We start from the raw sequence: 26,038 nt of genomic DNA on the forward strand, positions 1-26,038 counted from the left end.
CCTCGACGTCGATGCGCGCCTGGTCGGCGTCGATGGCCCCGCGGTCCGGGTCCGCGACCACGGCACCGGCCTCGGCCTGACCATCGCGACAGGCCAGACCCGCCTGCTCGGCGCCCGCCTGACCTTCCGTAACCGTCCGGAGGGGCGGTGCGGCCTCCCCGAGACCCGGCGAACGGCGGGGGAGGGTACGGGAACCGACAGACGTGGCCGAGTCGGCGGATCAGCGGGCACGGCACCAGCGATGCGGTCCCGCTCGATCTCCGCACGGACCTGCGCCTGGCCGTCACCCGCACTGCTCGCACCTCCGTAGAGGTCGAAAGGTGAAAGGTGCCGCTCGGTGGCACCTCGCGGCTGGACGAGACGTCCGGCACGGTCGCCCGCCGCTCGGGTCAGGCCGCTGACGGAACGGCCAACGGCACAGGCATGCAACGGACCGAGCGATGATCTCGGCACATCAGCAACGCACCGGCAGAGGAGTGCACTTCGGGCGGTGGCGGGGCTCCGGCCCGCCGCGCGCCTGCCTGACCGAGCACTACCGGTGTCACCCCACCTATTGACGCACCGCGAACCCGGCCATAGCCTCCCGCTATCGTTCGGGATACGGACAATATTTCGCACAGCGCACACACTCGTCAGGAGAGGCCCATGCGAAGAGGCATCATCGGGCTTGCCATAGCAGCGGTCACGTTCACGGCCGCGACCGGATGCGGATCCTCGTCTTCTGCGACAGGCGGTTCCTCGCCCTCGGACGGGGGCAAGACGACGCAGGTCAAGGTAGGGGTCATTCCCATCGTCGATGTGGCGCCGCTGTATCTGGGAGAGAAGAAGGGCTTCTTCAGCAGTCGCGGCATCGAGCTGGAGTTGGTGACCGCCCAGGGGGGTGCCGCGATCATCCCCGGTGTCGTCAGCGGCGAGTTCCAGTTCGGGTTCAGCAATGTCACCTCGCTGATGATCGCGCAGTCCAGGGGCGTGCCGGTCAAGTCCGTGGTCAACGGTGTCGCCTCCACCGGCGTCACCGGGAAGGACGTCACGGGAGTCGCGGTCAAGAAGGACAGCAAGGTCAAGTCCGCGAAGGACCTCGCCGGGAAGACCGTGGCTGTCAACACCCTCAAGAACATCGGGGACACCACCGTCCACGAGTCGGTGCGCAAGGACGGAGGAGACCCCTCGAAGGTCAAGTTCGTCGAGTTGCCGTTCGACCAGATGCCGGCCGCGCTGGACAGCGGACGGGTCGACGCCGCCTGGATGGCCGAGCCGGCGCTGACCATCGCCAAGGGCCAGGGCGCCCGCGTCGTGGCGTCCCCGTTCGCGGACACCGACCCGAAGCTCACCGTCGCGACGTACTTCGCCTCCACCAAGCTGGCGCAGGAGAACCCCGGGCTGGTGAAGAAGTTCACCGAGGCGATGACCGAGTCCCTGGAGTACGCCGCCGGACACCCCGACGAAGCGCGCCAGATCCTCACCACCTACACCAAGATCAGCGGTGAGGTGCTGAAGAACCTGACGCTGCCGAGCTGGACCGCGGAGTACGACATGAAGTCCCTGGAGAAGCTCGCCTCCCTCGGCGAGAAGGACGGCATCTTCGGCGGCAAGAAGCCCGACCTGGACGCCCTGTTCTCATGAGCGGTTCTGAGAGCACCTCTGTGCTGACGAAGAGCGTCGGCGCCGTCGGGACCGTCAGCGGTCCCGACAGGCCGGAGACGTGGCGTGCCCGGCGCTTCCCGGGGAAGGCCACCACGTTGTTGCGTGGGGCAGCGGGCCTGGGGGGCCTGGTGGTCCTGCTTCAAGTGCTGCCCCACACCGGTCTGGTCTCCGCCGACTACCTTCCGCCCGCGTCGGAGATGGGCCGGGCCCTGTGGCAGGTGCTCGCCGAGGACGCGTTCTGGACCGCGCTCGGCGACACCCTGACCGGGTGGGGTATCGGACTGGCCATCGCCGTCGTGGCGGGCGTGACGGCGGGCATCGTGATCGGATCGGTGCCCCTGCTGCGGGCGGCCACCGCCTCGACCATCGAGTTCCTGCGGCCCATCCCGTCGGTGGCTCTGATCCCGGTGGCCGTCCTGCTCTACGGCACGGACCTGAGATCGAAACTGCTGCTGGTGGTGTACGCCTCCTTCTGGCAGGTCCTCGTCCAGGTGCTGGCCGGGATGCAGGACGTCGACCCGGTCGCCGACGACACCGCCCGCAGCTACCAGCTGGGCACGTGGGGACGGGTGCGCCACGTCATGTGGCCCACCGCGCTGCCGTATGTGATGACGGGCGTACGGCTGGCCGCCACCGTGGCGCTGGTCCTGGCGATCACCGCCGAACTCGTCATCGGCTCGCCGGGGCTGGGCAACCAGATCGCCGTCGCCCAGACCTCCGGCGCGGTACCCGACGTCTACGCCCTGGTCCTGGTCACCGGGCTGCTGGGCATCGCGATCAACCTGGTGGCCCGGACCGTCGAGCGGCGGGCACTGCACTGGCATCAGTCCATCCGCAGGGAAGGGTAGCCGGATGATCCGGACGACTGTCCTCAACGTGGCCCGTGGTGCCTCGCTGGTCCTGGGCCTGCCCCTGGTCCTGTTCGGAGTGTGGTGGTCCCTCAGCGCCGGCAGCACCGACTTCTACAGCCCTCCGCTCTCCACCATCCTGGGGAAGTTCGCGGACGTCTGGACGGGCGAGCGGCTGACATCCGACGTGGTGCCCAGCGTGATTCGGCTGACCGCCGGCTATCTGCTGGCCATCGTCGCCGGAGTCGGGCTGGGGCTGGTGATCGGCATGAGCCGCCTCGTGCGCGACTTCCTGGAGCCGGTCATGGAACTCTTCAGGGCCATACCGCCCCCGGTGCTGGTACCGATCATCATGCTCTTCGCGGGCATCGGCGACACCATGAAGGTGCTCGTCATCGTCAGCGGGTGCATGTGGCCGATTCTGCTCAACACGGTCGAGGGTGTCCGTGCCGTCGACGAGGTGCTCAGCGACACCTGCCGCTCGTACGGCATCACCGGCACTCGACGCCTGTGGCACCTGGTACTGCGCTCGGCGAGCCCGCAGATCGTCACCGGCATGCGTCAGTCCCTGTCGATCGGCATCATCCTCATGGTCATCAGCGAGATGTTCGCCGCCAGCAACGGCCTCGGGTTCGCCGTCGTGCAGTTCCAGCGGTCCTTCGCCATCCCCGAGATGTGGAGCGGCGTCCTGCTGCTCGGCCTGCTCGGTTTCGTCCTGTCGCTGCTCTTCCGGTTCACGGAGAACCGGGTCCTGGCCTGGTACCACGGCTTGCGCCGGGCTCAGCGCAATCCCTGACAAGGAGACGTCGATGCTCGACGTACGCAATCTGCAGAAGATCTACACCGGACGCAACCGCAGCGTCGAAGCTCTGCGGAACCTGACCTTTCATATCGCTGCCGGAGAACTGGTGTGTCTGGTCGGACCGTCGGGGTGCGGCAAGACGACTCTGCTGAAATGCATGGCGGGGCTGCTCGACCCCACCAGCGGCGAAGTCCGTCTGGAAGGTCGTCCCATCGCGGGACCGCCACCCGCCATGGCCGTCGTGTTCCAGGAGTACGGCCGGTCCCTGTTCGCCTGGATGAACGTGCGCGACAACGTGGCCCTGCCGCTTCGCCGCAAGAAGCTGGGCAAGGCCAGGGAGAAGGAACTGGTCGACCACGCGCTGGAGGTGGTCGGTCTCGCCGATGCCCACCATGCCTACCCCTGGCAACTCTCGGGAGGAATGCAGCAGCGCGTCGCGATCGCCCGCGCCGTCGCGTTCGAACCGAAGGTGCTGCTGATGGACGAGCCGTTCGCGGCCGTCGACGCACAGACGCGCGCGGAGCTGGAGGACCTCATCAGGCACCTGTGGCACGAGCTGGGCGTCACCGTCCTGTTCGTCACCCATGACATCGACGAAGCGGTCTACCTCGGCCAGCGCACCATCATCCTGTCCAAGTCGCCGACCGTCGTGCAGGAGGATCTGACCATCGATCTTCCCGACGAGCGCGACCAGTTGCACACCCGCTCCAGCACGCGATTCGCCGAACTGCGCGCTCACGTCTACGAACAGATCCAACGCGCGAAGCACCTCAGCGGCGACACGGACACACAGGCGCCCGACCGCAGCAAGGACTTCGCCTCACAGGAGGCCGAGGCCTGACACACCACACGACACGGGGCCCGTGATACTGCACGCACCCCTCGTGACGCGCCATGAGGTACGGCGGCGCACGCGGTGGTCGGCTCGGTGCTCTCCACCCCTCCAACCTGTCATTCAAGCCGTGAAGAAGTGGGCAACGCCATGGCGTTCAGTTCAAGAGTCCAGGCCAGAGGCATCCAACTGCTGCTCGGCCGCATGATGTCCCGCGTGCACAAGGACCTGCGCTTCACCGATGTCCCGAAGCGCACCGAAACCCTCCGGGTGGAGACCGGGGCCGGACCGGTGACCTGCACCGTCTACCGCCCGCCGGCCACGACCGGAGCCTCCGCTCCCGTGTACGTCAACTTCCACGGCGGTGGTTTCGTGGTCGGCCGCCCGGAACAGGACGACCACATCTGCCGCTACATCGCCGCCACGGCCGGCTGTGTAGTGATCAACGTGGACTATGCCGTCGCCCCGCAACGGCAGTTCCCCGTCCCCGTCACCCAGGCATACGACGCCACCGCGTGGGTCGCCGAGAACGGCCCCGAGGGCGGCTGGGACGGCTCACGCCTTGCCGTGGGCGGGCACAGTGCCGGAGCCAACCTGACCGCCGCGGTCTGCCGCCTGGCCCGGGACCGCGGAACCTTCTCGCCACGCCTCCAGATCATCGACTCCGCACCGCTCGACCAGCTCGCCGACCCGGCCACCAAGCAGTCCCTCGCAGCCAAGCCGCTGCTCAGCCCTCAGCTCATGCGGATCTTCACCGCCGCCTACGTCCCGGATCCCGCCGACCGTGCGCATCCTCTCGTCTCTCCCGCACTCTCCGACGACCTCGCCGGACTTCCTCCCGCCCTGGTCATCACCGCGGAGAACGACCGCCTGCGCGACGAGGGCGACGCCTACGCCAAGGCTCTGGAGGCCGCCGGCGTCCCGGTCACCCACCGTGTCTTCGAGGGGGTCGACCACTACTTCACCCACACCGGCCCGGTACCGGCGGCGAAACAGGCCATCGATCTGATGGCCACCACCTTGCGCACCGCACTCGACGACTGACACCGGCGCTCCGGTCGGCGGCGCATTCAGGGATGAGCGGGCGGGGACGGGCTCCCGCCCGTCGACGGTCCAGGCCAGGTCGATCTCGTCGAACCGGTGGATCACCTCCCGGAACACACACTCGTATCAGGGATTCCTGCTTCGCCGGTTTCCGATCTAGACAACCGCGCTCCGTCACCCGTTCCTGGCGGAGCGGCGCGGACTTCCCAGGCCCGCTGGAGGACTGATCGGCTACTGTTGCCTGCACCGAAGCAAGGAGTGACGGCATGACGGCCGAGGTCGCGGCCAGTGAGGTGGACGGCGCCGCAACGGAGCAGGTGCCCACCGAGGCGGTCGGCCCTGTGATACGTGGGATCGCCGTCCTCAAGGCTCTTGCGGACGCCGGCGGGCAGGAGGACCTGCAAGAGCTCGCGAACCGCACAAGCCTCGCACGGGCCACCCTCGACCGCATCACCGTCACCCTCGGCGCCATGGGCTACGTCCACATCGAGGGACGTAGAGCCGTGCTGGCCCCGCCACTGATGGAGCTGGGCAACGCTTACCTGACTGCCGTCAGGATTCCCGAACTCCTGGGACCACGGGCCGACGCGCTGGCCGAGGAACTGGACGAGGGGGTCACCCTGACCGTGCCGGACCAGCACGGCGCCCATTTCGTCCACTCGGCGGTCCGCGACCGGCGGATGGGAATCGTCTGCAGCATCGGCGACAGGCTGCCACTCGACGCCTCGGCGCCGGGTGCGCTGCTGGCCGCCACCTGGAGCCCCGCCGAATGGGAACACCACCGGGCGCACCACCCCTGCGTGCGCGGCGCGAACCTCATCGAGGCGTGTACGGACGATCTCCGCGAACGCGCCGCCGCCGCGAAAGCCAACGGCTGGTCCCTCGACGACCAGTGGCTGGAAGCCGGCCTGATCGCCCTCGGCCACCCCGTCCATGCCCCGGACGGGGACCTGGTGTGCGTGGTGAACGTGGTCAGCCTCATCGGACGCTACCCGAGCGCGGAAGCGCTGGCACGGGCCGCGCTGCCCGCAGTGCGGAGCGCCGTGGCAGACATGGAACAACAACTGCGCACACCACCGCCGGAACCACCGGCCGCGGCGGTCAGACGACCGCTCGATACCGAAGTCTCCAAGCCCGGGCGCGGAATCATCGAGTCCCTCGCCCGCGGCCTGAGCGTGCTGACCGCCTTCGGCCCGGGCCGCGACGCCCTCAGAAATGCCGAGATAGCCCGTCTCACCGGCCTGCCACGGGCAACCGTACGGCGCGCGCTGATCACGCTGGACCACCTCGGGTATGTCACTGGTCAGGACGGGCTGTACCGGCCCAGCGCCGCGATCCTCTCGCTGGGCTACGCCCCGTTGTCGCGTCTGTCGCCGGCGCAATTGGCCCAACCTCATCTCACGGCCCTGTCCCACCGGCTCTCCGACTCCGCGTCCATGACGGTGCTCTCCGGTTCGGAGATTCTTTACGTCGCCCGCGCTGCCCCCGCCCGCCTGATGACGGTCCACGCCACAGTGGGCACACGACTGCCCGCGTACGCCACCGCGATGGGCCGCGTACTGCTCGCCGGCCTGCCCAGGAACGAATGCGCCGCGATCCTCGCCTCCTCAGCTCCGACGTCCCTCACCGCGCAGACGGTGACGGATGTCGATGAACTGATCCGGCTTGTCGCACAGGCCGACGACGACGGATACGCCCTGGTCGACGGGGAACTCGAAGTCGGTCTGCGCTCGATGGCCGTGCCGGTCCGCAGCCGGGACGGCAAGGTGCGCGCCGCGATCAACGTCGCCATGCACTCCAGTCGGCGTTCGGTCACCGAATGCCTCGAGGAGGTCCTGCCCGCGCTCCGCGCCGCGGCGGCGGGTATCGAACGTGACCTGGGGCCGCTTTCCTCGATCAAGACCTGACGGCGCCACCACCGCGCGACGGCCGGGGTGTTCGGCGCGGGATCGCGTGAGCGCCGGGGCGCACCCTCGCCCGCGGCGTGCGCCCGTCACTGGCCGGGCGAGGGCAGCCGAAGCCCTCGCCGTGGCGCTGTCGCCGACTCGCAGCCGGTGGGTCGTGAGCCCATGCATCTTCACCACCATTGACACCCGCTCGGTGTCGGACCCAGACTCATGCCAGCCGTCCAACGAACTTAATTTCGTCAGGCGAACGCGGTTTATCTGCTCCAAGTAATCCGGCCATCCCGGCGGTTCGGCACCCGAACCACCGACCGCTTCCCACTCGAAGAGGAGTGAGCATGAGGATCCGGCATCGACGACCTACGCGGTTGCGTATCGGTCGCGTTCTCACGGCGCTGGCGGCATCTGCCATCGCCTTGGGGGTCGCCATGGCCCCCGGTTACGCGGCCCCCGCCCCGGGACCCGACGAGGTGAGAGTGACCAGGGACATCGCCTACGCGCCGGCCCAGCCGGCCGACAGCCAGGGCCACCTGTTGGACCTGTACATCCCCCGGTCGCAGCGGCCGGTGCCGTTGGTGATCTTCACGGGAGGCTCGGCGTGGCTGGCCGACAATGGCCGACAGGGCGCTGACCAGGTCGCCGCCCAGCTCAACCCGCGCGGGTTCGCGGTGGCGGGTGTGTCGGTCCGGTCCAGCTCACAGGCCCAGTTCCCGGCCCAGCTCCACGACATCAAGGGCGCCATACGCTGGCTCCGGGCGCATGCCGAGGTCTACCACCTCGACCCTCGACGCTTCGCGATCATGGGTGACTCCTCGGGGGGCTGGACCTCGGCGATGGCCGCGGTCACCGGAGACATCCCGCGACTGGAGGGAGACGTGGGTGTGCGCGGTCCGTCCAGCGCGGTGCAGGCAGCGGTACCGTTCTACCCGCCGACTGATTTTTCCCAGATGGATGCGCACATGCTGGACAACTGCAAGGTGTTCAACCAGCTCCTGGGGACGACCGACTGCCACTCGGACGCACGCTCGCCCGAGTCGCGGCTGCTCGGCTGTCCCATCAAGGACTGCCCGGACAAGGTCGCGGCCGCGAACCCTCTCACCTACGTCACCGACCGGCCCCTGCCTCCGACGCTGATCTTCCACGGCGAGCAGGACCCCTTGGTGCCTTACCACCAGGGCCGCCTGCTGCGCGACGCCCTGGCCTCCGCCAACACCGATGTGCGCATGATCTCCCTCCCGCACGCCGGCCACGGTCCGATTTCCAGCATGCTGGGCGACCCCGACACCCGCCGGGACGCCTACGAGGAATACGCACGGCACGGTCACACCACGCCGCCTGTTCCCGTGACACCGTCGTGGCAGACCATCGTCTCCTTCCTGTCGTCCGAGTTGCGTCCCGCGGCGAGGTAGGCCCACCGCAAGGCGACCTCACGATGCACACCGCATTCCGCTGTCCAAAGCCGCCTACAGCGCACCGTGCCCGCGCCGGTGCTCGACTGCCAGCGACAGCTCGACCAGGGTCTTCACCGACCCGTCCGCGCACAGCACCTCGTCAGTGAGCTCGAAGAGCGCATCCGCGCGAGCGTAGAGGCATTGGTAGAAATCGACCCGAAAGCGGGACGACACGTCCAATGCCGGGCCCGCGGGTGCGTCGACAGACAGACTCATACACAGCGGCCGTTCTCTCGTGCTTTGTGACTCGACATCTCGAAGCGTGGGAGAACGGCCGTCTCCGCTGTCCCGGAAAGAACCACAGATCAGCAGGTCGAGTGACCTACGACGCTAAACGCCAAGCTCAGAGGGCGTTAAAGAAGCGACGTTGGGCGTACGCCAGACATCACCCGCCGCGGCCCCGCAAAAGGGGGGTGCCGCTGTCAGTGCGATCAAGGCAGGTAGATCGTTCTATCTCTGTGCCGGGATCGTTTGACCGTTGTGTCGGAGGTCGGGGGGCTTGTTGATCCAGGCGGCCCCGGGGGGTTTCGGTGGTTCGGGTGCCCCGCGGACGAATCGTTCGGGGTGCTGGCGGTAGACGCTCGTGAGGACGTCGGCGTGCATCTCGCGGAGCTGGTCGGCGAGGCCGAAGTGCACGTCGAAGGGGGTATGCATGGCTATTCCGGAGTGCCGGTGGGCGACGTTGTACCAGTCAGCCGCAGCCTGCCCGTTCCCATCAACCCGCTCTGGAAGAAGGTAACTGAGCCGGATAAGCTCACGAGGCGACGTCTGGCCTATGAAAACAGCCACAGAGGCTCTGCCCCGAGCAGAGGGCGGAGCCTCTCCGTGTTGGAAGGAGAATCCGCTGCGCGCGGGTTCGATCCCCGTCCTTGAGCTGGCGCGATCGTCTCCTGTGTCTTCAGCGCGTTCCTGTCGGGCCTCATTGAGGCCGAGTTGAGGCCGCAAGGACAGGAACAGACTGACAAGGGCTGACTAGCCTCAACACGGATTACCACATCTGACCTGCGAAAACGTCAAAGATGAGCGTTGATCGGCAAGGACCGCCAAGATCCTCAAAGGACTCATAATCCGTCGGCCGTGGGTTCGAGTCCCACCCGCCCCACCGTGCAGGTCCCTGACCTGCGGAAACGTCTCAGCGGGCTGGCGGATTCAGGACTTTGGGCGAACGGACTGAATCCGCTGCTCGCGAGCTCAACGGCGATGTGGTGTCCGCACTTGGGTGCTTCATTGACCTGCGGGTATGCCCCGTGCGCTTGCTCTCGAGGACTGGAGCCGACGGTCTGATCGGTGGGCGAGGGCGGATGTCGGGACGCTGATGGGACGCAGGGAATCGGAAGTAGCTGCCTTGTACCTGTCCTGCAAACGCTGGCCAATGTCGACCAAGGCTGACAGAGAGGGGGCCTCCTCTGTGCTGAGAGGTGGTCGCTGTCTGCTTGCGTAGTTCACCGAGCCTGGCCATCAGCGCGATGTGGAAGTTGGGTGGCAGGGGAAGCCCGCCGCGGTGTACACCGTCCTGTCAGTCGGCCACCACCACGGTTTCCCGCGACACCATGTCCGTCACCACGACCTGGGTACCGATGGTTGTGGTGACACATGTGATGGCGTCCGCACGGATCAGCCTGGCTGTCCTCTCGCCTTTGCGTACCTTCTCGCCCTGCCTCAGGAACCAGACGTCAGCCACGCTTCCCTCCGGTGGCCTCGCGATCGTTGTGTCTTCGGACGGCAGGCCCTTTGGTCAGCTGGTTTTCTGGTGCCGGAGCGGCAAGAAGAATGCGCCGAGTGGCCTTCCGCGACCCGGGCCGGTCCGGACCGAGGCCGTCAGGAGCCTGCGGGCCGGACCGGCGCGGTTGCCGGCGGTTCTACTTCTTCCACACCGCGATCACGGACGGTCGCGGCAGGTTCCCCGGCCCGCCCGGTCAGGCCGAGCCCGGGTTCTCCGCGGTGGCCTCGCTGGTCTCGCCCGGATGCTGCGCGCGACCAGAGCAGCCCGCCGTCGGTCTCCGGCCTGCTGCCTTGCTCGGGTGTTCCCGCCGTGCCACCGGGGCGTTCGGAAGCCCTGGTGGTCCGTTGGTCCGTGCCGGAGGCAGTGCCGCCGGCTGCGTTGGTGGTCTCGCCCTGGACGACCTGGGATGCCGCGTCTGCCTGGGTCTCGTCGTTCTTCACGGCACGGGCCTCGGCTTTGAGGATGCGGGCGGACTTGCCTGCGGAGCGGGCGAGGTCGGGGAGCTCCTTGGCGGCGAGGACGGCTATGACGACGATGAGGATGACGGCGACTTCGCTCAGTCCGAACATGCGGATCCCTGTCTTCTGCGTACGACCCGGACCGGTACGGCCCGAGCCTGGGGCTGCCGGGTGGGGCTGCCGGGTGGCGGGATGCCCTGGTCTACAGGCGGGTGGAGATGGACGGCAGCAGGTCCTGGAAGGTGCGGCCGGTGGCGGGTTCGCCGATGTGGCCTTCATCTGCCGGCCGCCGCCGGTGCGGTGGTCTTCGGCGGCGCGGCCAACAAGCTTCTGCGCAAGGTGGGCATCGAGCCCGTCGAGGAGTTGCACCACGGCGCCACCCTGGAGGAGCTCGGGCACCTGATCGGTGAGTCGCACGAGCAGGGGCAGTACCCAAGGACACGGCCGACCTGCTCGACCACGTCCTGGAGTTCTCCGATCGGACGCTGGACGAGGTGATGGTCCCGCGTGCGGACGCCGTCTTCGTCCGTAGGGACGCCTCGGCCGCCGAGGCGGTCGAGCTGATCGCCAAGCACGGCCACTCCAACGACCCGGTCCTCGGTGACCACCCCGACGACGTCGCGGGCGTCCTGGGCGTGCGCGAGCTGACCCATCTGCCCGCCGACGGCTTCGCCGCCGCCACGGCGGGTGCGCTCGCCCGGCGCCCACTGCTGCTGCCGGACACTCTGCCCCTGCCCGACGCGGTCGACCGGATGCGCGAGCGGGACGACGAGTTCGGGGTCGTCCTCGACGAGCACAGCGGCGTCGCGGGAATTGTGACCTACGAGGACATCGCCGAGGAACTGGTGGGCGACATCGCCGATGAAACCGACACCGTGACCGAGATCGCCGTCGCTGACGGTGGCGGCTGGCTGGTGGACGCCGGGCGCCGGGCGCCGCCTGGACGAGGTGGCCGAAGCCACCGGCATCGAGCTGCCCGGGGACGACGACTACGACACGATGGCCGGCCTGATCGTGGACCGTCTCGGCCGCTTCCCGGCCATGGGCGACCGGCTGACCCTGGACATGCCCGACGGCGGCCGCGCGGTCATCGACGCACGCACCCTCGACCGGCATGTACCGGACCGGGTCCGCCTTGAGCGGCTGCCCGTGCGTGAGCGCGAGGAGGAACGGAGTCGGAGGCAGGCGAGGACGAACCTCGGCCTGCTCAGCGGCACTGCCATCGTTCTACGCCGCGGTCAGCGTCGCAAAGACCACGACATTTCCCTGGTAGCCGGTTTCTTCGGCGTATGGACCCCCACAGGTGATGACGCGCAGTTCGGGCCGGTGGGAACTGCCGTAGACCTTCTCGTCCGGAAACGCCTTCTTGTCGTAGAGCTCCACAGCGTCGACCGAGAAGACGGCTGTCCGCCGGTCTGACCTGATGATCTCGATGGTGTCGCCCTTGGCTAGTTCTCCGAGGCGGTGGAAGACTCCGGGGCCTTGCGGCGTGTCCACGTGTCCCGCAGTGACGGCTGTGCCGACTGAGCCAGGAGGTGTACCGGCTCCATACCACCCGGCAAAGCCGGGCATATTGGCCGATGGTGGGCGCAGTGCTCCTGTGTCGTTGAGGCTCAGTTCCGTCATTGGGGCATTCACGCCGATGGCGGGAATTCGCAGCCGGACTGGAGCCGACGGGGGCAGGGGCGGCACAGAGGGATACCGGGTCGAGGCGGTGCTGCTGTTCCCGGGGGGCGCGGAGGAGGAGAAGGACTGCGCGGCCGAAGGTTGCGGAGGCCGTTCGCCTCGGAGCGCCGTGATCACCAGCACCATGCCCGCCAGTAGAGCGTAGGCGAGAAGTTTGGCGGACGGGGTGGACGAGGGGGAAGGGCCGCAGGGCTCGTACCTCGATTCCATCGCTGTGGAGCCTCCGCTTCGCGATGATCCCCCCAGCCCCCGGACACGGGCATGGGAGCTGGGCCGGCAGGGCAGAGCGTCAAACGCGGGCACCGGTCGGGGAGCGGCGCATCTTGATCACGCCGCCGGCGGCGGCTCCGGCGAGCAGCACCGCGCCGAGGGCAAGTTGCGTGCCCTTGTCGTTCGCCGCCCCGAAACCAGCGTCGATCGCGCCGCTGGGGTTGCCGGCGCCGACCCAGTATGTGCCCGTGATCTTGACGCGCGGCGGGCACTTCAGGGTGACGGTGTAACCGCCGGCCTCGGTGCCGCCCGGGACCTTGAATTCGCCGGTCAGTACACCCTCCCGGTCGCCTGGAAGGAGGTGAAACTTGCCTCCTGCCTCAGACTCGCCCTTCCCATAGGTCTCCGAGCCACAGGCTCTGGTGCTGACTGTGACGGTGGAGCCTGGGGCGGCGTGGCGCGGGCTGATGTGCATATTCGGATCACCGGTGGGGCCGTTCGCGGCTGCCGCGGCCGGGCTCGAGAGGCCGACAATACCGAGAACGAAACCGATGCCGATGCCGGCGCCTGCCCACTTGATACGCATGAAGTTCCTCCGAGAAGCAGTGGCCGGCCGGAGTGCGCGGCGTCTTGTTGTGCTCCGCTCATGAGGAAACCGACGGACCGTCAGGGCTGCAACCCACATACGGACAGATGGGCCATCCGGCCAGGCCCAGCGGCCGCACTCCTTTGATCATTTATGCAGGTGAGCGCTCCTGAGGGCGATTTCGGAAGAAAGCACCGCACGGGCGACGAAGGGGCTGGTGTCCCTTCGGGGTGATCTTGGAAAAGCGCAGGACGCCCTGTGGCTGCCTCTGCCGTCATACATCCTCCTGCGCGGCGCGTGACCGTGAAGCCCCCTGGGACGCTGATATGACCTCATCCCGCGAGGCCAAGGTCTCGCCCGTTTCCTCGGCCGACGAGAAGCTTGCGCGGCGGGAGGAGCAGAACGCGTCGTCGCCGAGGATGTCGTCGGCTGGGTCCCGGGGCGACCGATGTGAGTGGACCGCCGCCCGTGTCTGGGCGAAGCTGCACCGCCTCGTCCTCGACGAGCTGGGTTCGCGCGGAGATCTGGACTGGCCGCGCTGCGCGATCGACTCCGTGAACATGCGGGCCCTGAAAGGGGGGGCCTGACAGGTCCGAATCCTGTCGACCGGGGCAAGAAGGGCTCGAAGATCCACTTGATCACCGAGCGGACCGGTTTACCCCTCTCGATCGGGATCTCCGGCGCGAACCTGCACGACAGCCAGGCACTTGAGTCGCTCGTACGCGGCATCCCGCCGATCCGATCGCGGCGCGGCCCACGCAGATGACGGCCCGCCAAGCTGCACGCGGACAAGGGCTACGACTACGTGAGGAGAAGACTCATGACGACGAGTGAGGTTGTCATAGCAGCGAGGCTGAGGTGGCCAAGGAGCGCGGCCACAGCCTGCACCTCGCGCCGCGACCTCCTTCAAGGAGGAACGGAAGCCAAGTTGTTGGCCGAAGCCTGAGCTGCCGGAGCCCCAGCCCTCCAACTGATCCTGCGATGAGGAGGCTTGGCTTGATAGAGCGACGGAATGATGTGTGACCTGCGAAAACAGCCGGTGAAACTCTGTTCCCGGCGCCAGGGGCGTGAGCCTCTTCGCACTGGAATGGAAATCCGCTGCGGACGGGTTCGAAACCCACCTCCGAGCTGGCGTAATCGCCCGACAGGGTGGTGTGCTTGGCCCGTCCGGGACGGTGTCGGGACGCAGTTGGGACGCAAGGATAGGAACAGAACGGCAAAGGCTGAGTAGCGGAGACATAGTGCACCCCGTCTGACCAGTAAAAACGTCACGAACAGGCACTGATCGTCAAGGACCGCCAAGATCCTCAAAGGACTCAGAGGGCGTTTACGTAGTTCTATTCCGAAAAACGGCTTTCGTCGCTGCCCTGGTTCATGCTGGTTGCAGCCGTATGTGCAGTTCGTCTTCCCTTGGCACACGAACCCTGCGGTCCGTTTCACGCACTTCTGCTGCCGGAAGTCCGTCTGGTTTGAAGATGCGGGAGAACCGCCCGATGTTCATCGGAACAACCCCTTCCGCACTATCCATGGCAACGGTACGGCGTGAGCCAGCGCAAGCCGTACCCCAGCGACCTGTCCGACGCCCGATGGGCCCTGATCGAGCCGACGTTGACGGCCTGGCGGAAAGCCCGGCTCGACCGCCGACCCACCGGCCAGCCGGTGAAAGTCGAACTCCGCGACGTGTTCAACGCAATTCTCTATCTGAACCGCACCGGAATCCCCTGGAAATACCTCCCGCACGACTTCCCCGGCCACGGCACCGTCTACTTCTACTACGCCGCCTGGCGCGATGAGGGAATCTTTGTCCAGCTCAATTACGACCTCACCCGCCCTGGCCCGAGTAAAGGAAGGACGCAAGCCCGAACCGACGGCCTCCGTCATCGACACCCAGAGCATCAAGACCTCCACCAACGTGCCCGTGACCAGCCAGGGAACCGATGCGGCGAAGAAGATCGTGGGCCGGAAACGAGGGATCCTCACCGACACGATCGGCCTGATCCTCGCCGTGACCGTCACCGCCGCCAGCCTCTCCGAGAACGTCCTGGGAATACGCCTCCTCGACCAAGCCAAAAGCGCCTACCCCACCATCGCCAAGAGCTGGGTCGACACCGGCTTCAAGAAGGCCGTCGTGGAGCACGGCGCGAACCTCGGAATCGACGTCGAAGTCGTCGACAAGAACCCTGGGACCCGCGGCTTTCACGTCCTGAAAAGGCGCTGGGTAGTGGAACGAGTGCGCCGTGAGGCGCTTGTTGATCGAGTGGAGGTGAAAGACCTGCACCAACCTGCTGTCGCAGCAGTGGGGTTGAAGCTGAGGGCAGCCTGATCCGGGAGGTGCCGGGGAGGGCGGGAAGCAGCCCTGACAAAGCCGGGGCGGGGCCAGGACCGTCAGATGGCCGTGTGCCCGGCGAGCATGACGGAGAGGTGTACGAGAGGAACCGGTGTGTGAAGCCTCGTAACGAATTCCCACCAGCTCGAACCTGACGGATCTGGGCTGGGTGCGGTGCGCGTCTGCCATCTGCTCGGGCAGGCGACTTGCGCGGAGGTCTCGTTCGCCGCCGCGCAAGGCCACGGTGAAGGACTGCGGCGTAGCCGTGGCGATGCCGCCGGGGTATAGCCGGGCGCCTCCTCCGACAAGCGATCACAAGTGAACACGGGAACCGTCCCGGTCCCGCCGCGGGCCGCGCATCCGGCGCGGACATCCGGGCTGGGTCCACCGTCGGCCGAACGGTCCGGGATGGGGCGGAGCCGCCGTAGTAGTCCGAGCGCGGGAAAGCCGCGTACATGGCGAAGGGCGGCAGCAGGTAACGAGTGGAAGGGGACTGCAATGCCCGAAGACGCCGGAGTGGAGACTCCGGCCGTGCAGCGCGACGTGCCGGTGGTGCGGCCGCTGCAGGTACGGGAGATGCAGACCAAGCTGCACCGCTGGGCGGCGGCCGATCCCGGCTGCCGCTTCGATGATCTGTACCACCTGGTATGCGACCGCAGGTTCCTCGCACGTGCGTGGGACCGGGTCGCCGGCAACACCGGTGCCCGCACCGCCGGCGTGGACCGGGCCACGGCCCGCACCATCGCCGAGCAGGTGGGCGTGGAGGTGTTCCTGGACCAGCTGCGCGAGCAGCTTCGGCAGCGGACGTTCCGCCCGCTGCCGGTACGCGAGCGGATGATCCCCAAGCACGGCGGGAAACTGAGGAGTCTCGGCATCCCGACCGTGGCCGACCGCGTAGTCCAGGCGACGCTGAAACTGGTGCTGGAACCCATCTTTGAGGCTGACTTCACGCCGGTCTCCTACGGGTTCCGCCCCAACCGGAGGGCGCACGACGCGATCGCCGAGATCCACTTCTGGGGCACCCAAGGCTACCGCCAGGTCCTGGACGCGGACATCGAGGCGTGCTTCGACTCGATCGACCACACGGCCCTCATGGACCGGGTGCGTTCCCGAGTCAAGGACAAGCGCGTGCTCGCCCTGGTCAAGGCGTTCCTGAAGGCCGGAATCCTGCGGGAGACCGGGACAATGGAGCCATCCGAGACCGGCACCCCGCAAGGCGGGATCCTCTCTCCGCTGCTGGCCAACATCGCGCTGTCCGCGCTCGATGAGCACGTGATGGGGCCGTGGAAGCCAGGCGGGACGATGTCCAGCGACTCGCGACGCTTCACGCGGGTGGCCAAGAACCTGCCGAACTGGCGGATCGTGCGCTACGCGGACGACTTCGTCGTGCTCGTCAGGGGCGAACGCCACCACGTCGAGGCGCTGAGAACGGAGATCGGCGAGGTCCTGGCCCCGCTCGGACTGCACCTGTCGAAGTCCAAGACGCGCGTGGTGCACATGGCCGACGGGTTCGACTTCCTCGGCTTCCACATCAAGTGGATGCGCAAACGGGGAACGGACAAGCACTACGTCTACACCTTCATCGCGGACAAGCCAGTCCGTGAACTGAGGCGGAAGATCCGGGCGCTGACCCACCGGAGGTCACAGGTCCCCTTCGCCGCCGTGCTGTCGAGGATCAACCAGATCCTTCGCGGCTGGGCCAACTACTTCAAGCACGCCGTCGCCAAGCACACGTTCAACACCTTGCGGTCGTTCGTGTGGTGGCGGGTGGTCAACATGATCACGTATCGGCGGCGCATGACGTGGTCGGCCCTGCGCCGACAGTTCAAGGGCCCCTCGGGCTGGCGGCAGATTGCCCTGGACGGAGTCATGTTGTTCAACATCGCCGCGGTGACGGTCACCCGCTACCGCTGGCGCGGCTTGAACATCCCGACACCGTGGACCGCATAGATCATCGAGCCAACGGCAGGAACCTGTGGAGAGCCGGATGCGGTGAGAGTCGCACGTCCGGTTCGGTGAGCGGCCCGGGGAAACGGAGTCGGAGAAATCCGACCACCGCGTCCCGGGCCGACTCTCCAGTATGTGCGCCACGAGGCGCCCTGTTTGTATCCCCGGCTCAGCCGGGAGGAACTCGGAAGGAGGTTCCTGGGCCGAATGACTCACCTGGATCCGAAAGGCGAAGGGGACAAGAGCATGTCAGCAAACCGGTGACTGGGCCCAATTGTCAGGGACGGTGTGCCGGGCGGCCCGCGCGATATGGCGAAGACTGCATTGTTTGAAGCCCAATCTCCAGAAGATGCAAGTTCCCATCCGTCGGAAAGACAGTTGAAACCGACGCCACGCCTGCACTGGCTTCTATTGTTGGCCGGTGCAACTTCCGGGCGGTGGAGCGATGTCCAGCGAGGACATTCAAGGAGATGAGTGGGACGCCTGTGTCGCGCTAGCACGTACAGACAGGGACGAACGTGGGATCGCCTACGGGACGCGAGTCCTATGGCGACGGAGGCCCCGTAGTAGTCGCCGGAGTGACGCCCGGCCGGGGAGGACGGGAAAGCCGCCCGCAGGGCGAAGGGGGCCAGGTGATTCGGACACCCGGATATGGGGAGGTATGCGAAATGCAGAGCGCCGCAACGGTGCTGGGTGTCCTGCGTGAGCGCGGCAGGCGCCATCTGCCGTGCAATGAGCTGTATCGACAGTTGTTCAACCCGCAGTTGTATCTGCTGGCCTACGGTCGTATCTATGCCAACCACGGCGCGATGACGCCCGGGGCCACGCCGGAATCCGTGGACGGCATGTCCCAGCGGAAGATCGACCGGATCATCGAGGCGATGCGCCATGAGCGCTACCGCTTCCGGCCGGTTCGACGCGTGCACATCCCGAAGAAGAACGGAAGCACGCGCCCTCTTGGGCTGCCGACCTGGTCGGACAAGCTCGTCGGGGAGGTGGTCCGCTTGCTCTTGGAGGCGTACTACGAGCCGACGTTCTCCGACCGATCGCATGGATTTCGTCCCCGAAGGGGCTGCCACACCGCGCTGCGGGAGGTGGCCCACACCTGGACCGGGACGTCCTGGTTCATCGAAGGGGACATCGCCGACTGCTTCGGCAGCCTGGATCACCAGGTCCTGCTGTCGATCCTCGGCGAGAAGATCCATGACCAGCGGTTCCTGCGGCTGGTGCGCAACATGCTGACAGCCGGATACCTGGAGGACTGGAAATGGGGAGCCACGCTCTCCGGAGCGCCGCAAGGCGGAGTGGCCTCCCCGATCCTGTCCAACATCTATCTGCACAAGTTGGACGAGTTCGTCGAGAAGGTTCTGATCCCGGAGTGCACCCGTGGAGAGCGCCGGGCTCGTAACCCGGCGTATTTGGAGTTGCAAAATCTGCTGGCGAAAGCCCGCCGGCGCGGTGACCGGCCTGAGGCCCGGACATTGCGTCAGCGGATGGTGAGCCTGCCGAGCGCGGATCCCAACGATCCGTCATATCGCAGGCTTCGCTATGTCCGCTACGCAGACGACCACCTCCTCGGATTTACCGGACCGAAAGCCGAGGCCGAGCAGATCAAGCATCGCCTGGCCGAGTTCCTGCGTGACGAACTCAAGCTGGAACTCTCCCAGGAGAAGACGCTGGTAACCCACGCCCGTACCCGGGCGGCACGGTTTCTCGGTTACGAGATCACGACCCAGCACAACGACACGAAGAAGACCGGCCGCTACCGCAGGGTGAATGGCCAGATCGCCCTTCGTGTCCCCAGGGACGTGATCAAAGCCAAATGCGATCCCTACCTCGCCCGCGGAAAGCCCGCGAAGCGAACGGAACTGACCAACGGCAGCGATCACGCGATCGTCGCCACGTTCGGAGCCGTCTACCGGGGCATCGTCCAGTACTACCTGCTTGCCGGAGACGTCTTCCGGCTGCACCGGCTGCAATGGGTGATGGAGACCTCCATGCTCAAGACCCTTGCGGGCAAGCACCGTTCGACCGTGACGAAGATGGCCGCCAGGCACAAGGCCAGAATCGACACGCCCAACGGGCCCCGAGTCTGCTTCGAGGCCCGCATCGAGCGGGAGAACAGGAAGCCGCTGGTGGCGCGGTTCGGTGGCATCCCTCTCCAGCAGCAGCGGTCGGCGAAGGTCGTCGACCGTCGGCCTGTCTGGGTGGACTATCCGCAGAAGGAGCTGATCACCCGGCTCCTGGCGGACACGTGCGAGGTCTGCGGGGCCACCGGTGATGTCCAGGTGCATCACGTCCGAGCCCTTGCCGATCTCGCCCGTGCCGGATGGCCGCCGTCCGACTGGGCGCGCGTCATGCTCGACCGGCGGCGCAAGACCCTTGTGGCCTGCGCTGCCTGCCATGACCGTATCCACGAGGCACGAACGGCCAGATCACCCACGCCGTGATCACTGGAGAGCCGGATGACAGGGAAACCGTCATGTCCGGTTCGGCGGGAGGCCGCGCGGAAAAGGACCTGCCACGGGCAGGCACCTCGCCGCGCGGCCGACCCAACCTCCTGGCTGTCCGGCTATCGCAGACTCAGCCCACGTTACGAGCGCCATTCCCGCAACTAGTAGGGCTCCGTTACGTCTGTCTGTCGGTCCTGTTTGGGGGAACGCTGAAGGTGTGGACGCACATGAAGTGAACCGGGCTCGGGCGACGTTGGCGTTATTCGTCGCTGACGTGTTCGCGTCGGTGCCGCGCAAGGATCAGCGGGCGAAGGGCGACTGCTACCTGCGGGGACTGATGCTGGACGGACGGCGGAAGTCGATCCAGCCGATGGCGGAACGGCTGCCCGACGGCAACGAGCAGAACCTGCAGCAGTTCGTGAACCAGTCGACGTGGGATCCGGTGCCGGTGCGGCGGCGGATCGCCCAGCGGATGGTGCCGAGAATCGGCCCGGAGGCGTGGGCGGTCGATGACGTGTCGTTCCCCAAGGACGGGAAGATGTCGGTGGCGGTCGCGCGCCAGTACTGCGGGGCGCTGGGCAAGCGGGCCAACTGCCAGGTCGCGGTGAGTGTGCACGCGGTCTCCGACACCGCGTCCTGTCCGCTGCAGTGGCGGCTGTTCGTGCCCGAGGAGTGGGCGGACGATGCGGTGCGGCGGCAGAAGACCGGGATACCGCAGGAGGTCGGGCACCGGGAGAAGTGGCGTCTGGCCCTGGACATCCTCGACGAGCTGGCCGGGTGGGGTCTGGTGCCGCCGGTGCTGGTCGCCGACGCCGGCTACGGGCAGAACGCCGACTTCCGCGACGGTCTGAGCGAGCGGGGCATCGGCTATGTCGTGGCGGTCCGTTCGGACGTGACGGTCCACCCGCACGACGTGCGGCCCACCGCCCCGGCCTGGTCCGGGAACGGTCGCAGGCCGCAGCCCCGCTACCGGGACAAGCCGTCCTCGGTGGCAGCGCTGGCTCAGGAGCACGGACGGCAGGCGTTCACCGAGGTGACCTGGCGTGAAGGCTCCCGCGGGCCGATGCACTCACGCTTTCTGGCGCTGCGGGTGCGGTACCGGGGTGAGGGCCCGCCGTCTGGCCCAAGCCGCCGCCACTGCCGAGCACGGCCACTGGGACGGTGTCCTGCCCGAGGTGACGCTGCTGGTCGAATGGCCCCAGGACGCCGAAGCACCCACCGACTACTGGCTGTCCAACCTGCCCGCCGACACACCGATCACCGAACTGGTCCGCCTGTCCAAGATCCGCTGGCGCATCGAGCACGATTACCGGGAACTCAAGCACGGCCTCGGCCTGGACCACTTCGAGGGCCGCTCCTGGAACGGCTGGCACCACCACGTCACCCTGGTCACCGCCGCCCACGCCTTCCTCACCGAACAGCGCCTGTCCCCAAAAGCCGATACAGCGGACTCACCCTCTACCAGATCCTCGACGCCATCCAGGACCTGCTGAACTGCTGGACCGGCACCTGCACCACCTGCCACCGCCCCCTGCCCAGAACATCCACCACCAGCCCAAGCACAAGAGCCAGAGCAACCTAACGGAGCCCTACTAGTAGACTGTCGCGGCTAGTTTTTGGGATAGAGGTGGCGCAGTTTGATGCGTGCGTCGTGGGTGGTGAACTGCCAGTTCACCTGACGCTGGTCGGTGTTGGTGGCGTTCTGCCAGGCTGAGAGTTCGGTGTTGAGGGTGTCGAGGTCGCTGATCCGGCGGTCGAGGCATTGCCGGGTCAGTGCGGAGAGTTCGATCTCGGCGATGTTGAGCCATGACCCGTGCTTGGGCGTGTGGTGGATCTCGAGGCGTTGGGCCAGGGCGAATGCCTCTTCGGGTTCGAACGCCTCGTACAACGAGGCGATGTTGTGGGTGTTGAGGTTGTCCATCACCAGCACCACGGTCTCGGCGTCGGGGTAGTCCACGCTCAGTAACTGTTTGACCTGGCCGGCCCAGTCGATCCGGGTCCGCCGGGACAGTGCCTGAACGCGACGCCACCCGCGCAGGGGTTCGACCCACACGAAGATCGAGGACGTGCCGCAGCGGATGTACTCGCTGTCCTGGCGGGCGTCGTGACCAGGGCGGGCCGGGAGTGGGTCGCGGGCATCGCCGAGGAGCTGGTAGGGCTTCTCGTCCATGCACACCACCGGACGTGCCGGGTCGTAGGGCCGGGCATAGACGGCCAGCACGTCTTCCATCCGGGCCGCGAACTCCGCGTTCGCCCGGGGTGGGATGGTCCAGCACTTTCTCAGGTGAGGGCGCAGTTCCGTTTTTTTTTAAGACCCGCCCGATGGTGGAGTGGTCCAGATCGGGGATGTCCTCGGCCAGCGCGACATGTTTCTCCAGCAGCCGCAGCGACCACCGGGTATGGCCCTGGGGTGGCTGTGAGCACGCCATCGCGATCAGCCGGGCTTCGACCTCGCCGGTCACCGGCGAGGGCACCGGTGGGAGGTCGCGCTTCTTCCGCGCGATCGTGGCGTGCACATCGCCACCGGTCTCGGCGAAACGCTTGGCGACCAGCCGTAACGTCTCACCGGAGACGCCGAGCCGGGCCGCGATCACCGCCTTGGGATCCACGTCTCCCACCGAGGTGTCCAGTGCTAGCAGTACACGCGCACGCATGATCATCGAGGCCCCACGAACACCCGTGGTGGTCACCCGGACCAACTCCTCACGATCCTGCGGTGTCAACCTGACCGGCCGCTTCTTCTGTGAACCCATGACGACAGTCCTGTCCGGCAAAAGGGAAGGAGGAACCCACCAGACACCAGCCTCCCAACCAGACACGCCACAACTAAGCAGCGACGCACTACTAGGGCGTGTTTCGGAAGTCCCTTCGTCGCCCGAAGGGCGGCTCTGCGGCGTCCGGTGCGTGCTCTCGGCGCGCCGGACGAAAGGCCTCGTACTGGGTGTACTTGGCCTTTCGTCCGGTGCGGCGGTGGGGGTACCTCCCGGTCGAGCGCCAGCCGAGACCGGGGGAGCGTGCCGGGCGTCGCAGAGCAGAAGGGACTTCCGAAACACGCCCTAGTGCCGCGTCAGGCAACGTTTGCCCTGTCGACGACGGCGCGGAGGTGCTGGTCGTTGGCATGCCGGTTTCGCCAGATGATGTAGCGGCGGATCATGCTGCCCTGTTCCTTGTGGTCGGCGTGGTCGGTGCCGTCGAGGGTGAAATACCGCAGGGCGGTGAACTGGGCCTCGATCCGGTTCAGCCAGGAGCTGTTGGTGGGGGTGTAGGCGATCTCGACGTTGTTCGCCGCTGCCCAGGTGCCGACGCGCTGACACTTCTTCGTTGTCAGGTGCGGGGAGAAGTTGTCACAGACGATCGCGATACGGACGTCGGGCGGGTAGAGGCTGCGCAGGTAGCGGCAGAACTCCAGGAACTGCGTGCGTTTCTTGATGGGCTTGATGTGCCCGTAGAGCCTGTTCTTCGTCAGGTCCAGGGCCGCGAACAGGTGACGTATTCCGCCGTAGCGGTTGTAGGTCGCCCGGCGCCGCCGGCGTGGCTCGCGAGCGGGGTTTTTGTGCTTGCCTCCGCGTTCGGCCCATTGCCGTCCGGGGTGGGGCATCAGGTTGAGCGGCCCGAACTCGTCCATGCAGAAGACGGCTTCGGGCTCTCCCTCTTCGGGTATGACCTCGCCGTCGGCGATAGCGTAGAGGTGTTCGACGCGGGCCTTCTTGGCCGAGTACTGAGGTTGAACTCGCAGTGGCGGGCCGGTCGATCATCCGGCACTCATGATCAGTCCGGTCTCGGTGAGGCAGCCGTCGATCAGTTCCGGGCGGTACTGGATCTTCTTGAGCTTGCGCTTCATGACGCGGGCCAGGTGGTCGAGGTTGGCGGCGGCGAAATCGGCCAGGCCGCGCTTGACCAGCGACCAGATGCCCTCCTGCGGATTGAGCTCAGGAGCGTACGACGGCAACTGGAACACCGTCAGCCACTCCTCGTTCTCCACGAAGAACAGCGCGAGCTCGTCGACCAGATGGACGTTGAGATTGTCCCAGACCCAGACCACGGGGGCCTTGAGCTGGTTGTGCGCTACGACGATCAGGTCGCGGTAGTCCTGCCATCCGAAGCTCTTCGCCTCACCCTTCCGTCCCCGGTACACGCGCAACCGGTAGATCAGACGCGATCGTTCACCGCTCTTGAAGCAGACCACGCCCGCCACGGAGACCCGTCCCCGGTTCGAGCCGCGCACCCGTACCACCGGTGTCCGGCCGCGCGGCGCCCACGTGTGCCCCTTCGGCGGCCTCAGCCCCTGCCCGGCCTCGTCCCCGAAGCAGATGTAGGCGTCCCGGGCCGCCGCGGTGGCTTTACGGTCTCCCACACCTCACTCCGCCACCGCTCGACACTCGCGTCGTCCCGCTCCAGCGCCCGCCTCGCCGGCACCTGCGCAGACCAGCCGTGCCGCCGCATCAACTTCCACACCCCCTGCACCGTGTACTCCACCAGGAACAACCGGATGATCAGCGCACGGATCCGCACCAGCGTCCAGCCCTGATCCTCATCCCAGCCGTGCGCCAGCGTCCCGCGCTCCAACTCCCTGAAGCTTCCCCTTGATCGTGGACACCTGGAGACTGGGATCTTGAGGTTCCAGAGGAAGTAGCACCAGGTGGGAAGTAAGTACACGAAGCGGTACACCGAGGAGTTCAAGCGGGACGCGATCGCGCTCGTCGACTCCTCGGGCAAGACGGTCACTGCCGTGGCCCGGGAACTCGGCATCAGCTCGGAGTCCCTGCGCGGTTGGTACCGCAAGGCCAAGGCTGACCGTGGCGAGGGCCAGGGCGGCGAGCTGACCAGCGCCGAGCGTGAGGAACTGCGGCGGCTGCGGCGGGAGAACCGCGAACAGCAGCAGACGATCGAGATCCTGAAAAAAGCGACCGCCTTCTTCGTGAAGGAGAACGACCGGTGAGCGAGCTCTACCGGTTCCTCCACACGGAGAAGGCAAACTACCCGATCACGTTGCTGTGCCGGGTACTGAAGGTCGCTCGCTCCTCCTACTACGCGTGGCGCGAGGGCGAGGCGGCCCGCCAAGCCCGACTGGCCGCCGACGACACGCTCGCCCACGAGATCACCGTGCTGCACATCGCCTCCCGTCGCACCTACGGCGTCCCGCGCATCCATGCCGAGCTGCGGCGTCTGGGGCGGTGGGTGAACCGCAAGCGCATCGCCCGCGTCATGCGCGAGCGCGACATCCGCGGCGTCACCCGCCGCAAGCAGCACTCGCTGACCCGGCCCGATGCGAAGGCGAAGCCGGCCCCGGACCTGATCGGCCGTGACTTCCACGCCGAACGTCCCGGGATCAAGCTGGTCGGCGACATCACCTACCTGCCCACCGCCGAGGGCTGGCTCTACCTCGCTTGCTGGCTCGACCTGGCCACCCGCGAGGTCGTCGGCTACGCCATGGCCGACCACCACCGCGCCGAGCTCGTCGTCGACGCTCTCGACATGGCCCACGGCCGGGGCGGTCTGGAGCCCGGCTGCGTGATCCACAGTGACCGCGGCAGCGAGTACACCTCCGCCCAATTCCGGGCCCGAATACGAGAGTTGGGGATGCGGCAGAGCTGCGGACGCACCGGATCATGCTTCGACAACGCCGCAGCCGAGAGTTTCTGGGCCCTGCTCAAGGAGGAGATCGGCGCCCGGACCTGGCCCGACCGGGCCACCGCCCGCGCCGAGGTCTTCACCTTCATCGAGACCTTCTACAACCGCCGCCGCCTGCGCAAGCACAAGATCTTCGGCTACCTCACCCCGGCCGAGACCAGACAGCGGCATCAACACGCCCTCGCGGCATAACGATCACGTGTCCGAGATCACGGGGAAACTTCACCCGCACCAGACGCTCCCATTGCGCAGGACTCAGCAGCTCCACGCACATCGGCCCCTTCGAGCGCAGCGCCTCCGCCCCGCCCTCGCGCCACGCTCTGCGCCACTTCTCCACCTGGCGCTCCCCGACCCGAAGCTCACGCGCGATGTCCGCGGTCTTCTCGCCGCCCGCGAACCGCTCCGCGGCCTCCAGCCTCAGCTGCTCGCGAGCTGCCTGCCGCCTGGGCGTCAGCCCACCACCCTGCGCATACCTCATCCCTCCGGCATACCG

At 67.1% G+C, this 26,038-nt stretch carries 19 protein-coding genes and 8 pseudogenes; 15 read left to right on the top strand and 12 right to left on the bottom strand.

All coding sequences use genetic code 11. The annotated features are described in order from the left end of the window. Positions 1–645: 645 nt before the first annotated feature. From E4N62_RS03325 to E4N62_RS03355, 7 genes are all read left to right on the top strand, one after another. Entirely contained in the window at positions 646–1,623 is a 978-nt protein-coding gene (locus E4N62_RS03325) for an ABC transporter substrate-binding protein (protein ID WP_230211843.1), read from the top strand. Further along, on the top strand, positions 1,620–2,492 hold the full coding sequence (locus E4N62_RS03330) for an ABC transporter permease (protein ID WP_230211844.1): 873 nt from the start codon (positions 1,620–1,622) through the stop codon (positions 2,490–2,492). The genes E4N62_RS03325 and E4N62_RS03330 overlap by 4 nt, the downstream gene beginning before the upstream one ends. Positions 2,493–2,496: 4 nt before the next feature. Then, on the top strand, positions 2,497–3,288 hold the full coding sequence (locus E4N62_RS03335) for an ABC transporter permease (protein ID WP_230211845.1): 792 nt from the start codon (positions 2,497–2,499) through the stop codon (positions 3,286–3,288). 13 nt (positions 3,289–3,301) lie between these two features. Next, complete coding sequence (locus E4N62_RS03340; protein WP_230211846.1) at positions 3,302–4,135, top strand: ABC transporter ATP-binding protein; 834 nt, start codon at positions 3,302–3,304, stop codon at positions 4,133–4,135. Between the two features lie 141 nt (positions 4,136–4,276). Next, positions 4,277–5,170 (top strand): alpha/beta hydrolase, encoded by an 894-nt coding sequence (locus E4N62_RS03345; protein ID WP_230211847.1) that lies wholly within the window; start codon positions 4,277–4,279, stop codon positions 5,168–5,170. A 266-nt stretch (positions 5,171–5,436) separates the two neighbouring features. After that, complete coding sequence (locus tag E4N62_RS03350; RefSeq protein WP_230211848.1) at positions 5,437–7,077, top strand: IclR family transcriptional regulator C-terminal domain-containing protein; 1,641 nt, start codon at positions 5,437–5,439, stop codon at positions 7,075–7,077. Between the two features lie 335 nt (positions 7,078–7,412). Continuing rightward, positions 7,413–8,483: an alpha/beta hydrolase gene (locus tag E4N62_RS03355; RefSeq protein ID WP_230211849.1), complete on the top strand. Its 1,071-nt coding sequence runs from the start codon at positions 7,413–7,415 to the stop codon at positions 8,481–8,483. Between the two features lie 57 nt (positions 8,484–8,540). Here the strand turns inward: E4N62_RS03355 and E4N62_RS03360 are convergent. From E4N62_RS03360 to E4N62_RS03375, 4 genes and pseudogenes are all read right to left on the bottom strand, one after another. Further along, positions 8,541–8,741: pseudogene (locus E4N62_RS03360) on the bottom strand (transposase); the annotation flags it as partial. Positions 8,742–8,975: 234 nt separating this feature from the next. Beyond that, entirely contained in the window at positions 8,976–9,314 is a 339-nt protein-coding gene (locus tag E4N62_RS03365) for a hypothetical protein (RefSeq protein WP_230211851.1), read from the bottom strand. Between the two features lie 727 nt (positions 9,315–10,041). Further along, the gene (locus tag E4N62_RS03370) at positions 10,042–10,206 is read right to left on the bottom strand and encodes a hypothetical protein (protein WP_230211852.1); all 165 of its coding nucleotides are present in this window, start codon (positions 10,204–10,206) and stop codon (positions 10,042–10,044) included. 425 nt (positions 10,207–10,631) lie between these two features. After that, a pseudogene (locus tag E4N62_RS03375) lies at positions 10,632–10,817 on the bottom strand (twin-arginine translocase TatA/TatE family subunit); the annotation flags it as partial. Between the two features lie 192 nt (positions 10,818–11,009). On the opposite strand from E4N62_RS03375, the pseudogene E4N62_RS03380 reads away from it, so the two are divergent. Further along, positions 11,010–11,873 (top strand): annotated as a pseudogene (locus tag E4N62_RS03380) (transporter associated domain-containing protein); the annotation flags it as partial. 60 nt (positions 11,874–11,933) lie between these two features. Here the strand turns inward: E4N62_RS03380 and E4N62_RS03385 are convergent. Then, positions 11,934–12,518 (bottom strand): class F sortase, encoded by a 585-nt coding sequence (locus tag E4N62_RS03385; RefSeq protein WP_230211853.1) that lies wholly within the window; start codon positions 12,516–12,518, stop codon positions 11,934–11,936. Between the two features lie 163 nt (positions 12,519–12,681). Next, a complete protein-coding gene (locus tag E4N62_RS03390) occupies positions 12,682–13,188 on the bottom strand; it encodes a sortase (RefSeq protein ID WP_230211854.1) in 507 nt (168 codons plus the stop codon). 452 nt (positions 13,189–13,640) lie between these two features. On the opposite strand from E4N62_RS03390, the pseudogene E4N62_RS03395 reads away from it, so the two are divergent. The 5 genes and pseudogenes from E4N62_RS03395 to E4N62_RS03415 all read left to right on the top strand — a co-directional run. Further along, positions 13,641–13,951 (top strand): annotated as a pseudogene (locus tag E4N62_RS03395) (transposase); the annotation flags it as partial. A gap of 779 nt (positions 13,952–14,730) precedes the next feature. After that, positions 14,731–15,418: pseudogene (locus E4N62_RS03400) on the top strand (IS5 family transposase); the annotation flags it as partial. Between the two features lie 594 nt (positions 15,419–16,012). Further along, a complete protein-coding gene (ltrA, locus tag E4N62_RS03405; protein ID WP_230211855.1) occupies positions 16,013–17,464 on the top strand; it encodes a group II intron reverse transcriptase/maturase in 1,452 nt (483 codons plus the stop codon). A 665-nt stretch (positions 17,465–18,129) separates the two neighbouring features. Then, positions 18,130–19,911, top strand: a complete 1,782-nt coding sequence (locus E4N62_RS03410; RefSeq protein ID WP_268269040.1) for a reverse transcriptase/maturase family protein — start codon at positions 18,130–18,132, stop codon at positions 19,909–19,911. Positions 19,912–20,131: 220 nt separating this feature from the next. Then, positions 20,132–21,407 (top strand): annotated as a pseudogene (locus E4N62_RS03415) (IS701 family transposase). A 116-nt stretch (positions 21,408–21,523) separates the two neighbouring features. Here the strand turns inward: E4N62_RS03415 and E4N62_RS03420 are convergent. The 5 genes and pseudogenes from E4N62_RS03420 to E4N62_RS49225 form a co-directional block, all read right to left on the bottom strand. Next, positions 21,524–22,210 carry an IS630 family transposase gene (locus E4N62_RS03420; RefSeq protein WP_268269041.1) on the bottom strand — a complete coding sequence of 229 codons (687 nt, stop codon included), beginning with the start codon at positions 22,208–22,210 and terminating at the stop codon, positions 21,524–21,526. Between the two features lie 73 nt (positions 22,211–22,283). Further along, a pseudogene (locus tag E4N62_RS03425) lies at positions 22,284–22,667 on the bottom strand (helix-turn-helix domain-containing protein); the annotation flags it as partial. Between the two features lie 314 nt (positions 22,668–22,981). Next, a pseudogene (locus E4N62_RS03430) lies at positions 22,982–23,638 on the bottom strand (transposase); the annotation flags it as partial. 27 nt (positions 23,639–23,665) lie between these two features. After that, entirely contained in the window at positions 23,666–24,268 is a 603-nt protein-coding gene (locus E4N62_RS03435; RefSeq protein WP_308184830.1) for a transposase, read from the bottom strand. After that, entirely contained in the window at positions 24,193–24,663 is a 471-nt protein-coding gene (locus E4N62_RS49225; protein ID WP_374116916.1) for a winged helix-turn-helix domain-containing protein, read from the bottom strand. The genes E4N62_RS03435 and E4N62_RS49225 overlap by 76 nt, the downstream gene beginning before the upstream one ends. On the opposite strand from E4N62_RS49225, the gene E4N62_RS03440 reads away from it, so the two are divergent. Both E4N62_RS03440 and E4N62_RS03445 read left to right on the top strand, forming a co-directional pair. Further along, complete coding sequence (locus E4N62_RS03440) at positions 24,554–24,853, top strand: transposase (protein ID WP_230211858.1); 300 nt, start codon at positions 24,554–24,556, stop codon at positions 24,851–24,853. The two genes, E4N62_RS49225 and E4N62_RS03440, sit on opposite strands and share 110 nt — an antisense overlap. Then, entirely contained in the window at positions 24,850–25,737 is an 888-nt protein-coding gene (locus E4N62_RS03445; protein ID WP_230211859.1) for an IS3 family transposase, read from the top strand. The genes E4N62_RS03440 and E4N62_RS03445 overlap by 4 nt, the downstream gene beginning before the upstream one ends. Here E4N62_RS03445 and E4N62_RS03450 read toward each other — a convergent pair. After that, the gene (locus tag E4N62_RS03450) at positions 25,688–26,023 is read right to left on the bottom strand and encodes a helix-turn-helix domain-containing protein (protein WP_230211860.1); all 336 of its coding nucleotides are present in this window, start codon (positions 26,021–26,023) and stop codon (positions 25,688–25,690) included. The two genes, E4N62_RS03445 and E4N62_RS03450, sit on opposite strands and share 50 nt — an antisense overlap. Positions 26,024–26,038: the final 15 nt, after the last annotated feature.

Source organism: Streptomyces sp. MNU76 (genome assembly GCF_020982545.1).
Lineage (GTDB): Bacteria > Actinomycetota > Actinomycetes > Streptomycetales > Streptomycetaceae > Streptomyces.

Bases quoted from the DNA above. Each gene is read 5' to 3' on its own strand.
- ltrA (WP_230211855.1), top strand. From the start codon at position 16,013: ATGCCCGAAGACGCCGGAGTGGAGACTCCGGCCGTGCAGCGCGACGTG.
- E4N62_RS03330 (WP_230211844.1), top strand. From the start codon at position 1,620: ATGAGCGGTTCTGAGAGCACCTCTGTGCTGACGAAGAGCGTCGGCGCC.
- E4N62_RS03390 (WP_230211854.1), bottom strand. From the start codon at position 13,188: ATGCGTATCAAGTGGGCAGGCGCCGGCATCGGCATCGGTTTCGTTCTC.
- E4N62_RS03450 (WP_230211860.1), bottom strand. From the start codon at position 26,023: ATGAGGTATGCGCAGGGTGGTGGGCTGACGCCCAGGCGGCAGGCAGCT.
- E4N62_RS03385 (WP_230211853.1), bottom strand. From the start codon at position 12,518: ATGGTGCTGGTGATCACGGCGCTCCGAGGCGAACGGCCTCCGCAACCT.
- E4N62_RS03350 (WP_230211848.1), top strand. From the start codon at position 5,437: ATGACGGCCGAGGTCGCGGCCAGTGAGGTGGACGGCGCCGCAACGGAG.
- E4N62_RS03335 (WP_230211845.1), top strand. From the start codon at position 2,497: ATGATCCGGACGACTGTCCTCAACGTGGCCCGTGGTGCCTCGCTGGTC.
- E4N62_RS03410 (WP_268269040.1), top strand. From the start codon at position 18,130: ATGCAGAGCGCCGCAACGGTGCTGGGTGTCCTGCGTGAGCGCGGCAGG.
- E4N62_RS03355 (WP_230211849.1), top strand. From the start codon at position 7,413: ATGAGGATCCGGCATCGACGACCTACGCGGTTGCGTATCGGTCGCGTT.
- E4N62_RS03345 (WP_230211847.1), top strand. From the start codon at position 4,277: ATGGCGTTCAGTTCAAGAGTCCAGGCCAGAGGCATCCAACTGCTGCTC.
- E4N62_RS03340 (WP_230211846.1), top strand. From the start codon at position 3,302: ATGCTCGACGTACGCAATCTGCAGAAGATCTACACCGGACGCAACCGC.
- E4N62_RS49225 (WP_374116916.1), bottom strand. From the start codon at position 24,663: ATGCCGAGTTCCCGGGCCACGGCAGTGACCGTCTTGCCCGAGGAGTCG.
- E4N62_RS03325 (WP_230211843.1), top strand. From the start codon at position 646: ATGCGAAGAGGCATCATCGGGCTTGCCATAGCAGCGGTCACGTTCACG.